This is a genomic window from Pseudomonas sp. SWRI179, assembly GCF_014268705.1.
In the GTDB taxonomy this organism is placed as follows: domain Bacteria; phylum Pseudomonadota; class Gammaproteobacteria; order Pseudomonadales; family Pseudomonadaceae; genus Aquipseudomonas; species Aquipseudomonas zanjanensis.
In genome coordinates this window covers 121,909-133,829 of sequence record NZ_JABWRA010000003.1, presented here as the reverse complement: position 1 = coordinate 133,829, position 11,921 = coordinate 121,909, and the positions used below count along the sequence as shown (strand labels likewise).

At 54.6% G+C, this 11,921-nt stretch carries 12 protein-coding genes; 1 reads left to right on the top strand and 11 read right to left on the bottom strand.

Annotated elements, in window-relative coordinates:
• Window positions 1-25: 25 nt before the first annotated feature.
• The 3 genes from HU767_RS02915 to HU767_RS02905 form a co-directional block, all read right to left on the bottom strand.
• The gene (locus HU767_RS02915; RefSeq protein ID WP_186728459.1) at window positions 26-358 is read right to left on the bottom strand and encodes a YegP family protein; all 333 of its coding nucleotides are present in this window, start codon (window positions 356-358) and stop codon (window positions 26-28) included.
• Between the two features lie 290 nt (window positions 359-648).
• The gene (locus HU767_RS02910) at window positions 649-1,209 is read right to left on the bottom strand and encodes a helix-turn-helix domain-containing protein (RefSeq protein ID WP_186728458.1); all 561 of its coding nucleotides are present in this window, start codon (window positions 1,207-1,209) and stop codon (window positions 649-651) included.
• A 284-nt stretch (window positions 1,210-1,493) separates the two neighbouring features.
• Complete coding sequence (locus HU767_RS02905) at window positions 1,494-2,324, bottom strand: ATP-binding protein (protein ID WP_238349407.1); 831 nt, start codon at window positions 2,322-2,324, stop codon at window positions 1,494-1,496.
• A gap of 188 nt (window positions 2,325-2,512) precedes the next feature.
• Between HU767_RS02905 and HU767_RS02900 the strand changes: the two genes are divergently transcribed.
• Complete coding sequence (locus tag HU767_RS02900; RefSeq protein ID WP_186728457.1) at window positions 2,513-3,016, top strand: hypothetical protein; 504 nt, start codon at window positions 2,513-2,515, stop codon at window positions 3,014-3,016.
• 76 nt (window positions 3,017-3,092) lie between these two features.
• Here HU767_RS02900 and HU767_RS28720 read toward each other — a convergent pair whose 3' ends face one another.
• The 8 genes from HU767_RS28720 to HU767_RS02860 all read right to left on the bottom strand — a co-directional run bounded on the left by HU767_RS28720 (window position 3,093) and on the right by HU767_RS02860 (window position 11,585).
• On the bottom strand, window positions 3,093-4,229 hold the full coding sequence (locus HU767_RS28720) for a hypothetical protein (protein WP_238349406.1): 1,137 nt from the start codon (window positions 4,227-4,229) through the stop codon (window positions 3,093-3,095).
• 92 nt (window positions 4,230-4,321) lie between these two features.
• Window positions 4,322-4,546 carry a hypothetical protein gene (locus HU767_RS02890; protein ID WP_186728456.1) on the bottom strand — a complete coding sequence of 75 codons (225 nt, stop codon included), beginning with the start codon at window positions 4,544-4,546 and terminating at the stop codon, window positions 4,322-4,324.
• 114 nt (window positions 4,547-4,660) lie between these two features.
• Complete coding sequence (locus HU767_RS02885; RefSeq protein WP_186728455.1) at window positions 4,661-5,098, bottom strand: antitoxin Xre/MbcA/ParS toxin-binding domain-containing protein; 438 nt, start codon at window positions 5,096-5,098, stop codon at window positions 4,661-4,663.
• 31 nt (window positions 5,099-5,129) lie between these two features.
• Entirely contained in the window at window positions 5,130-5,468 is a 339-nt protein-coding gene (locus HU767_RS02880) for a hypothetical protein (RefSeq protein WP_186611276.1), read from the bottom strand.
• 641 nt (window positions 5,469-6,109) lie between these two features.
• Window positions 6,110-7,954, bottom strand: a complete 1,845-nt coding sequence (locus HU767_RS02875) for a TniQ family protein (protein WP_186728454.1) — start codon at window positions 7,952-7,954, stop codon at window positions 6,110-6,112.
• Window positions 7,951-8,883 (bottom strand): TniB family NTP-binding protein, encoded by a 933-nt coding sequence (locus HU767_RS02870; protein WP_346343455.1) that lies wholly within the window; start codon window positions 8,881-8,883, stop codon window positions 7,951-7,953. The genes HU767_RS02875 and HU767_RS02870 overlap by 4 nt, the downstream gene beginning before the upstream one ends.
• 8 nt (window positions 8,884-8,891) lie before the next feature.
• Entirely contained in the window at window positions 8,892-10,859 is a 1,968-nt protein-coding gene (locus tag HU767_RS02865) for a Mu transposase C-terminal domain-containing protein (RefSeq protein WP_186728452.1), read from the bottom strand.
• 39 nt (window positions 10,860-10,898) lie between these two features.
• A complete protein-coding gene (locus HU767_RS02860) occupies window positions 10,899-11,585 on the bottom strand; it encodes a TnsA endonuclease N-terminal domain-containing protein (RefSeq protein WP_238349405.1) in 687 nt (228 codons plus the stop codon).
• Window positions 11,586-11,921: the final 336 nt, after the last annotated feature.

Below are 11,921 nucleotides of genomic sequence, written 5' to 3'. Positions count from 1 at the left end.
GGGGCTTGAGGATGCAGGCCTAGGATTAAGTCAAATCCACAGTCGATGCAGCTGGAGCGTAGGTTTTCACCGCAGTAATTCCTCCCTCCCGCGCCTGCGTAGTGGTGTAGGTTTCGCCCGTTCCGATTACCTGGCCATTGCTCGCATTCAAAGTGAAGTAGTACTGGTAATTCGTGGACGTCAGCCTTTTATAATTATTGTCATAAGGCGAGTGAATTTTTACCGACTGAATGCCGTTCTGGCAGTTGGCTTTAGTCGTGTACCCCTCACTGGCGAGAATTTTTTCGCCATTCGGCGCCTTGAGGCGGAAGTAATACTGCCGATTGGAGCCCAAGAAAATCTCAAATTTTGCACTCATTTTCAGTACTCCTTATTTCTCTTTGCGGACGCCTTTGAATGGCGTTTTGTCCGAGGTTTTTACATCCATAAACTGGCCAGTTTCCGTATCTCGCTTCACCCAGTGACCCGACGGGGTTTGGGTTTGAGAACGGTCTCGAACAGCGCCATTGCGATGCCCATCACCTGCTGGAGGGTTTGTAGCCATATCGATCACCAATCTGATTAATTTATCCAGTTTAACCAGGTATCAAAGCAATCCCCTGGCGTCGTAAGAAAGACTACGCCTCAAATCTGGATATGTAAAGCTGTTTAAGCAGATGCGCCTATGGCGTGGTACACGTACTCGATGCCACCTGACTCAGCGGCTTCCTCTGCTCTGAGAATGTACCCCTGATCCAGTAGCTTCTTTAATTTGGTACTGGCATTAGGGACCGAAATATCGAGTGTTTCTGCCACCTTAGCGGCAGTGACGGAGCGCTTGGAAAGTACGCAATCCAACAGTTCTTTCGCTGACGAGCTGATCTCGGGGCCGATGACCTCAAAATCGTCCCCAACCCAGACAGTCAAAGGCTGGTCTTTCGCGCGGGCTGCATAATTCCAGTTGTCGAGCAGGTCCCGGCTGTTGACATCCGTCAGAAAAAAACCACGTTCCCCTTTAAAATACTTGGCGACAGCCACTACGCTCTCTCTCGGAAACGAGGCGTCCGTCGCCTCAATACCGGCGAGTGAGATACCAAATATGACGTACTGGGGATGGGCCTCAACAACATCAAGGAGCTTTCGGAAGGCGGCTTTCCCTTGGACATTGCCAAAGGGATGGTCATCGTCGGTGAGATCACCGAGGTTGACGATATAAGTTTTCTGATTCATTTTTTGAGTTTAACCAGAGTCATCTAGCTGTCAATCAAGAATTCGAAACAGATATGGGTTCCGTGGAGAGTCGGAATGCCTACACGATAATCACTCGTAAGCTTGCCTTGCGAGTAAACCATCGTCAGTTCGAAATTCTGTTGTCGGATAGAAATGGTCGCGTTGTAATCTGCCGCGACCTCGCCACTGCGCTTGAGGCCTAAACCGCGACCATCATCACTGGAGCTGGAAATCTGCCCCTGCTCAAACACACGTAACACCAACTCAGGACCCGCTTCAGGCTCCTAAAAATCCAGTTGCCGAAAAATACCTGGATATTTCTGTTCGAGAACCGGCTGAAGACTCCCCACGATACCAATCCCGCTGTCAGAAATTACCGTCTGGATTTTTCCGCCCTTCGGATAGTGCTGAAGCGCGGCAAAGCCAGGGATTAGCGACTGCGCGTGATCCCGCACATTGCCAAATAACTCAGAAATGACGGTGAATGCGGATTGCGAGTAACGCTCCCCGGCGCAGCTGACGAGACTGTTCTTCAGACGTTTAGGGATGGTCTCGTCCGGTAATCGATGATCAATCGCCGCCAGCTCAACAACACCATCATTGTTGCCATGGTGTACTTGTGCAGCGGACCACTTGGGTCTGTCGGGGAGCACGTTGACTTGACCGTCCAGGTGATCAAAGAAACCGAGACGATTAAAGTAGGTCATTGTTGTCTTGCAGGCGCTGAAATCAATCGATACCGATTTTTTCAACAGCACCAACTGATTGCACAACGCCAAGATACGCGCAGCTGCATCAATCATGATTTTGCAGCCCTTGGGCACCATAAACTCGACGACCGAGCAGTCGAAATCTAACGGCGACCCGGCAACCGCTAGCGCCTCTTCAAAGGATGCACTATCGACCCACGCGTTTTTTAGAGAGATCGTCATCCGCTCTGGATTCACTAAGAACCAGCAGCTCTTGCCGTCCGGCAAAAAAATCGCGGAGTGTCGGTAGAGCAGTGGGTTCACCACTGACTTCTGCGTACCGAGATGACGAGCGATTTCCTTTGCCATCGCACCAGGGTTCGACCTCAGAAATCTTTCAATATCAGCAATCATTAACTGGCTCAATCACCTGTTTCCTTGGCTCTCAACCTTCCTGGCTGAGTTGGACGGCAAACAGGACCGACACAGTTTATGCGCCACCCTATGCCACCTGCGTACTATAGTGGCCTATCGATACCCTTACAAAAAATTGCTGCGAATGAACCTCGAACTCCACCCGCCAAAATCATTACCAGACACTGTGGAAGCCCGGCATGCCTTCAGACCTATTTGATCTCATCCCACACGCGAATCGCTGGTTTCCCTGGACAGACGTCGAGGAGTGTTTCTGGCCAGGTCGAGGGGCCCGTTCTCACGCGATCAATCCGAACCTGGCCAGCATCAGAAATGCGGCGGGTATTTACTGTGTTGCTTGGGGCCCCACTGGCACGATGCCCACTCCAGAGGAGCCGACGGTGCAATACATCGGGCAAACAAAAAACTTTAAAGCCCGCATGGCTCAATTTGCATCGTCAGCCGGCATATTTTGGGACGACCGTTACGACGGACATTCGGCTGCTTGGCGCTGGCCGCAAGGAGAGACGGCAAAAATGATGATCGCGTTTTTTCCGTTATCAGAACCTGAGGCGGACCATATGCAGACTGGCCGTTTGTTTTGGTACGAGGCATTAGCCATCAATTCGTACTTCGTTAAGCACGAAAGCCGCTTACCCCCACTCAATGTCGTGAGAAGCCCTGTCGCAATCGAACTTAGTTAGAGTCGATAGGCTGCTGAAGGCTCCCTCCCTGCAAGCGAGTCGTTTCCCACCGACAAAACGCTCGGCGTCGTGGCACCTATCGAGGAATCACAATCTCCTCATCTAATACGTCCACCACGCCTGGTTTGAGGGGATCGATCCAGTCTGCTTTGGCGCGTCCCCAACGAAGCAGTTCGAGTTGCTCCATAGAATGCTCATGGCGTTCGGGGCTCTCCTCCAGAGCATTGAGATACTCACGAATGACTTGCGCCCGCCGCCAGTTCTGCGCGTCGACTTCAAGTTTTGCCAGCCGCTGCTTTTCCGCGTCTTGTCGACGCTTTCGCTCCAGCGCAACTTCGCGAACTCGCTGGCGCTCGGCGTCTTCAATCGCCTGACGTTCATTGCGAACCAGAAACCCAACCGCTCTGGTAGCCATCAGGCCAACGAGTTTGTTGATCTGTTGCTCAACCGAGTGACGATCCGAGTCCGTGATTTTTCCGCCATAACCATCATCGGCCATCACCTGAAGTCGACCGGACGGCGTGAATTGCCATTTCGGCCAGTAGCTCCAGCCGCCCTTGGCTTTTTCGGCTAACTGAGCAGCTGATGGCACGTAATCTGAACGCAAGGACGGTTCATACAGGCGTAAACGCAGAGCGTCGCCAAACATCACGACCTCGACCTGGTGTTTCCCTTGCTGAACGATATACCCACGTTTCTCCAGCGCCTTCAGGAGCGTGTCCGCCACCCTCAATGCACGACTTTTCAGCGCGGCAGATACCGAAATATTCAGCCCGTTGCCGCGCGTCTGCGGCATTCCGCGCTGATCAATGATCGGTCGCACCAATGCCTCGCGAGCAGCAGCCACCACCGGATGCCACACCTTGATGCGCTCCGGTACCACAATCTTGTTTTCCGGCTGCTGCTCAAAGCTCAGCACGCGCTGAAGTCGACTGTCGACGACTTCGGCGACCGGATCCTGAGCAGAGGGAGGTGCGGCAGTGCGATACAAATAACCGGGATGGCCGGTGTATTCGCACAGTTTGGGGCGGAGGGACACGCGCTTACCGGCCTTAACCTTGGCCCAATGACCACGCGGCGGCGTGGGGATTTGCAGGCGCGAGCAGAGTTTTTTCAGTCCCACGTCGGATAGGCCGTAGCGCGGCGCCACCACCTGCACCGGCTCGGACCAGACTTCCTCCAGCAACTTTGCCCGGTCATAGCGTTCCACCATTTAACTCATCCTCGATTATGCGCAGCGCGGTTCGACTCCCTATAGGTCTGCGCTGAGCACCACTCAACAAGCCCCCGGTGCCCACACGGCCATCAACCCAGCGATTCCCAGCCCTTTACCCGCGAGTCTTCTGGTGTATCGGCGAGCAGTTGCTCCAGACTCAGCTTGTTGCGACCCGGCCGCACGATGAGCATGTCCTGACCGACCCTGATGCATTCCACCAGCGAACCCGTCTTCAGGTGGTTCTGCGCAACAAATTCATCCGGCAAACTGAGGACCAGGGCCCCCTTGAAGCGACGCAGTACCAGCGTATTCATCAGGATGTCCTCAGGTTCATTACAACTGTTCGGTGGCAGAAGGGGCAGATCGACCCACAGCTGAACCCAGTGCAATTCGCAGTAGGCCGTTTGAAGGACGATCCGAATTCGCTGTCAACTCAGGACGCCATGTTCGACTTGTCCAATCAACGTTAGCAGCGCCTGTCTCTCGACGGCCGTGGCCAGCATGTCCTTTGGACGACGCCCGCCGAGTCCATACTGCGGCGTGTCCATCCACCCATTGGCCATGCCGGTATCACCCTCGAAGAGACAGCTCGCGTGCACCAGCACCAAAGCAATTTGAAACAGTTGATCGCTTTCACGGCTATTAAACCGCCCATGCTGGCGTCGGCGCCGCAACGTTGAGGGGGACATCGACAGCCATGCTCTCAGTGCAGGGGACGTCAGCTGAAACACACTGATCAGGTGATCCCACACAGCAAAGGGGAAGCCGAGGCGAACCAAGCCCAGCAGGTGCTCACCTTGCGAAGGAAGGCCCAAACGCTGCCAATAGGCATCCTTCATCTGGCCGTCATGGGCTAACAGGCTCATCGCGTTCCTCCGAGCGGTAGAACACCTCAATTCAATGCAGGCAGTATCGCGAGCCCAGCCGCGCAGCGGTGCTGAATAAGCTCAGCAAATGCGTCAGGGATTTGCGTCCTCCGTGAGTGTGAAAATTCACGATGAGAAAGCGCTCGCGGTCGCTTGTTTCAATCAAATACCGATGCTGATACTCCAGCACTTGGCTAATTGGCTCCGAAAGGATCAATGCCCCATCACGGTACTCCAAGCTCTTGTAAACCGTACCTATCACGCAATAGCTGCTGATATAGGCATCGAGGAGGTAGCCGGTGATCCACTGCTCGGGGTAACTTTCCAGCAGGGCGCTGAGCAACATTCGCACTTTTCGGTCGGTCAGCATTGATTCACCTCCACCTCGGGATGGACGCATCGATGGATGCCGAGTCAGCCAACGGAATGCACCTGACAGTCTCGACTGAGGCTGCGTAAACCTGCTTTTTTGCGTAAACCGGTGCGGTTTACTTAAAACAACAGGTTTACGCGGCCTCTACTGGCAGTGGCGTGCCGTGGGATGAACCCCTTTCAGCGAAATCTTGAGAAATGCGTCCAATGATCGACGGCCACCCTCTCGGGCAAAACTGACGATCACATAAAAGCTGCCGCTCGCTGTAATGCAGATCCAATGAGGTTCCCGCTCCTCGACGCGATAAATGTCCGACGTTCGAATCGTGTGTCCGTCACGCAGCCAACCATCCGGTCTCGCTTTCGCATGACCGTACACTTGCCCGACACAACAACAGGCAACCATCCGCACGTTGATCAGATACCCCGTCACGGGAGCCTCAAACTCCGTGCGCCTGGCGCGCGCCAGCTGGCGTAAAGCGTAATGACTGACAGGAGCCATTGCTTACCTCCAGAACCCGATTGAAGCAGTACCTCGCCAGCCATCACACTCACTGCGAAGGCGCGCACACTTAGGATCGATAGGCGCACATGGCTCAGTTACTTCGCCACTCAATGCTCGCGCCGTACAACCAGCTCTTATGGCAAAACAGGAGAGGTACTGAAACGCTCTCGTTTGCTGGGCTGGGCTGCCCTGACCAAATCGTCGATGCGCAGCAATACGCCGCGTCGAGTACCCTGGCCGGTTCTTGGTGCGAGTGCAGGTTCAACCCCGCCGGGTACCAATCCTCGCAACATCCAAATGGATTTCGTATCGTTGCGGCGCGCCAAGTCGGCTAGCACGGCAAACTCAGAGGTGAACTCCAACAACCCGGACAGCGGAATCACCCAATGCAATCTGCCATTGACTGACTCTCGATGCGCCTTCAAAAAACCGGTCTCAATCCATTCCTTAATCGACTCATGCTTCCAGCCGCGAAGACGCGCGAGCTGGGTAATGCTCAACACCGGTTCGAGCTGTTCCTCTGCAAAACAGCCTTTGATTTCGGCCATGTCGTAGCGCAGACCCGCGATGCCCGGCACTTCAGCAATGACCGCCACAGGAAGAATTTCCTGGTGCAGAATTTTTTGCAGGACCTGACAAATGTGCGTATCCGGGATGCCGTTTTTGCTTGAGATGCCTTGCAGTCCCACCCAGGCTGACTCGTCAACCGCTCGCGATTGAACGCCCTTATGCAGGCGCTTCACCAATGTATCGACATCGACAGCCAGAAATTCGGCGGATACCAGCGAGGGACGTTGGGCCTTGGTCTTTCTATCCAATGCACCGGATTGCATGAGCTTTTCAAATACCACTTTGCTGACACCTAGCCGACGTCGAACCTCGGTCGCGGTCAGGTATTGCAAGCGATCTTGGCGCACTTTCTCGACGACGTCCCGGTGAATGGACACGAATCGATTTTTGCCATTAACAGTGACTTTGCCCCGGACTTCGCCGGTGGTCACCGCACTACGAATCAATTGCGAGCCAATTCCAATCAGACGTCCAGCTTCTTCCGAAGTCAGCCAACACTTGTCTTTTAGGTGTTGCGGATCGATGGTGCTGAGCCGCAGGTTAAGGTGTCCGTCAAAGTTATGGGTCAGATGCTGGACCAGCGCTTGCCGAATACAGTCATACGCCGGATCGGTGTAGCGCTGATGCAACTCGCGGTACCAGCCTCCCAATCGTTTGGCCAAACCGGGCCCCTCAGTGCTGGCTAGGCGGCTGCGCAGAGCCTCATCGAAACGCGTCGGCCATTGCAACAGCAGGCCAAAACCGGTGTGCGCCTCTACCATCATTTCATCGGCCGTCGACTTGCCACGTGAACGACTCTGGCCGGTGAACTGCTTTCCGAGCAGACACAACAAATCGACCAGATCGGCGGGAGGCACACCACTGCGCCAAGCCGGTGGCAGCGAGTGTCGAGCCGGATGCTCTACACCCAGCATGAGTGCTGAAAGGGCCAGCGTCTGCTCGCTGGCTGTGACGCCAGTATTTTGCGCGTAAGGCTGGCCGCAATCGCAGCGATCAAGCTGACCGAACGCATTGAAGCCTTGGTTACAGGCGACGCAGCTCGACACCAACTGGATGTCGTGATGAGGGCAGGCTGTCATCAGCACATGGCCCCAACCGATGCGTTGATAAGGATGCTGTGCAATACACCGGGGGCATACCTTGTAACCCTCACGGATCTGATATTTGGGGCGAAGCATGACGTTGCAACTGTCTGGAGCAGGTTGGCGAACGGCCAACTGGGCAGCATCGAGGTGCAACATCTCCGCCAGCCGGGCAAGCTCCGTGTCACTGTAGGCCAACCGGGATTTCACCCCGAAGCTGGCCAAGAAGGCTTTAAGGCTTGGGGCCAGGTTACGCTCACTGACCCGTCGCAGAAAACCGTGCAGAGACTCATCGGAATGCGGTTGCAGACGCACGATCAAGCTCATGACGCCACTCCCTTTGCGACGGCCCGGGGCACAGACATGTGTGCCTCGGTCAACATTCTGGCGAACCCTTGCACCAGCAGACTTTCTACTGGGGGGTTGCCTTCAAAGGGATTAAATTCGAGAAAGCGGGTGTTGATTGCTTCCGCGTAGGCGCGGACCAAGGTCCGCTCCGTAATGCGCTGATTCGTTGCCAAATGCTCCGCGGCATGGAACAGCTTCACCAGCATGCCAATGCGCCCCAAGCAGGCGGCATAGACGCGTCTGGCATAATCCAAGTCTGTCGCATCGGGAATGACCCAGCCAGCATCACTAAATGCTTCAGTCAATGACAACAGGGCACGGCGAAACTCCAATTGCTCGCCTTCGTGATTCCAGTTGTAGGGACGAAACTCGAACACGGCTTCAGCGCGGTCGCGCAGTTGTTCATTGCGGATCAAGACCTCGTTTGCCAAAGGCAATCCAGTGAGCACCAAGGTCAGCCCCATCTCTTCGCCGAGCACCTTCAACCAGTCCGCCGCTTCCCGGGCAGCAGTGCGAGAACCACGCTCGGCAAAATGTTGCATTTCATCGAAGACCAAGACTCTCGTCCCGGTAATCTTGATCAACTCGCAAGCCATGCGAGTCAGCTCTTCAGAGCTGTAACGGTTATAGCGCGGGGAACCCAAACCCTCTAGCAAGGCAATAGGCAGGGAGCGACGCGTTGGATTTACCGGCGTTACGACGCGCACAATGGGCATACGTCGAATGCCGTCGACCACTTTTGGCACGTTGTCGGCCATGACAGTTTTCACCAGTTCGCTCTTGCCGACCCGGGTCGGTCCAAAGATCGGCAGGATCAAGGATTCGCCGGCCAGACCACGCTTGACCGTCGACTCCAAACGGCTAAGTGCCTGGCTGAAGGTTGCGTGCTCGATCAACTCGTACTTCACCAGAGCACTCATTGTGGGTCTACTTCAACGGATTTCTTGCGACGCGGCGCGGCTGAGAGCACTGCTGTCGTAGACGGAGTGTCAAGAATCGTCTCGACTGCCGGACGAGACGATTCTTGGCGCAAGGTCTTGAACCGCTCGTCTTCACGCTCCCGCCCTCGCGCAGCATGATTCCTATTTTTCATACTTCCACCGACCGCCCGGTCACGACCCTCTTTCAGCATCTGCACATGAGCGATTTGGTAGTCCTCGCCTGACAACTCGGCATCGCTTTTCCCGAGGAAGCGGCGAATATTGCGCGCCTCTTCAAAGCCGATCAAAGGCATCCCAGGCCGCTTGTTGTGCGCTTCGATCAACGCATTGGCATCGTCGGGATCGACCACGAAAACCGAGCGGCAATCGAGCGGATTGAGTCGTACCTTAACCTTGGTTTTTTGCCCCCGGCGCTGATACAGCTTGCTCAACTCGGAACTGTTGTATTTCATGGTGTCGTGACAAACACCCTCTCGACCCAACGTTTTTTCATCGGCGTGATAACGCAGACAAGCATTCCTGAACTCCACAGGGTCTGGCGGTGGCATCACTGGATGTTGCCTCTTCAACAACTCCATGGCCCGTGCCGGCGAGCAGCCGGGTTCAAAGCGGTGCTCCAACCGTTGAAGAGGGGATTGCATGTACACGTCCGCTACCCATTTGATGATCAAAGCCTCAAGCTCCACGACAGTGTACAAACGCTCCTTCATCGCACGACCAATGGGGTCACGCTCCAATGACGACTGCGACTTCGTGGATCCAGGTAGCGTATTGATCAGACCAGACTTCAGCGTGCCGAAAAACCGCTCGATAAATGGTTTGGCCTGCGGCTTTCCAGCCATCGGGTAGTCAATCGTGGTGTTCAGATAACGCAGTGCATTCAGCACCACACCGCCGTGATGTTCCTGCGCATTGTCGAGAACGATCGTCTCGATTGCTGCCGGAACCAACCAGGGATTGTTTAGCCGATAACGCTCGCTGAATGCCTCACCTTTTGGCGAAAAGCAAAATTCAAGCGCGGACAATACGAAGTCCTGAGAGGGCTTTTTGATGCCGCATTTGAGCATGGGAACTGCGCCCGTGGCCGCGTCAATGCCAGCATACAAAGTGGGTCGGCCAATCGGCTGGCCTTGTGCATCGCAGCAAATGATGTCAAGTGGAGTCGCATCAACTTCAACCCTTTCGTACGGACGCTCCACCAACAGCTTGCGGATTGCCGTGCGCATCTCTTGATCGTGTGTAGCTTTCGACACTCGGCCTTTGGTAATCATAGTTTGCTCCATCGCGTGAATACGACGAGAGACACTGCGACGTGAAATGCCACGAAAAGGCGCATTGCGCCGAGCGGCACGCTCTCGGCACTGGTGATTCACCAATTTGGTGATTTGGCTGACGTTGAACTTGTCGGTTTGAAAATACGACCGCATGATTTCATCGGTCACGGTTTCCTCGAAATCCAGATCTTCAAGGGTCTGCATCCGACGTTTGTTGCCACGGGCACTGAATCGCGGTGCCAGTTGGTCCATTGAACTAGCGAGGCTCGACGACTTGCGCCAACGCTGAATCGTCCGCGTGCAGGGTAGGGCCACCTTCAACTGGTTGCAGCGGGCCTTCAGACGCTCAACCGTCTCTGCCCAGGAGCAACCGTCACGACGCGCTTCGTCAACGTTCTCAAGCAGCTCTAGCCGTTGATCCAGCGTGTTGCGCTCACTCTGTGTCAAGTTGCGCACCGGCATGGGCTGGACGGCGGACATCGCTGGGCCGTAGACACGACGGTATTGGCCTTGCGCGAAACGTTGCTGGAAATCATCGGTGTTTAGGACGAACTCTTCACCCCGCGAGCCTTGCAGGACAATTTGAGAGATCTCCGGGCGAATGGACGTTACCCGGAGCACCTGGTCGCGTTCAAGGATGATGCTGTCGACTGACAAGGCGCGGTTCATGGGTACACCTCCAAAACCTGGAGGTGAGACAGATCGCCATTAGCCGCACGTACTGTGCTGGTTGGCGAGAAGAGGGGGAATGGAAAAATCGGCCGTCAGCAGCCCAGTCAGCAGACCCGCAAGCACTCCGATTCGGCCAGACGTCAAATGCAAGGAAAGTTCTTCGGTCAACCAGTCGGAACGGGAGTCGAGCAAGGTGCTTATTTCTCTTTCCGCTGTTGCACGAGTCGACTCAAGATACCCAGCTCGCAGATGGTGCAGACTAGACAGTGCCTGCATGACCGTCGGCGACACTGCGCTGTCCGGGATAATCATGAAGCCAATACCGTGCTGGCGCAGACAGCTCTCAATGCCTGCACGCTTAGCCTCGAACTCCTCAATAAACCGAGAATGCTTGGCATCAATGGCCAGAGCGCTCCCATCATCAAGTCGGCAGAGGAAATCGGGTGTGTAGAAACGCGGCTTAACGCCTGGCCGTGGACAGTAATGCTGACGAGATGGCAGCACCTCGTTGCTCTGCAATTCGAGAGAGAAGGGCTGCGCCGTCAGTTCGATCACGCGCGGATCAATATCCAGCATCACCCCGATATCGCGCTCAAGCGCGCTTTCAACGCGCAAATCGCCACCCTTGCTTTTCAGCGATTTGAATACGAGTGCGCGTCGCCCACGCTTTATTCTGCGGGAAACATCCCTTGCAAAAGAGGGACTATCGATGTCTTTGATCATGCTGGTGTGCTCCTACGATGCACTGGAAGTGTTATTCGTCGTAGAAGAAAGTCAAATGACTTTAATATCTAATTAACTATAAAAACTGTGCTTACTTAAACAATAAAAGACAATGGAACAAAATTTTTACCAGCAATTCAACAAATTGAAAAACCTCACATAATTCAATTAGATATAATAAATAAATTAAGTTACGAATAATTTTAGACCAGTGGTAGCAGATAAATGCCTACGCAACTAACCTAAGGCAGCAATCGCCATTCTCGGCACCTCTACTAACGTCCAAATACGGTGTTGGAGATGGTCCGTTAGCGTTCATACCTTCCACATCAGCTT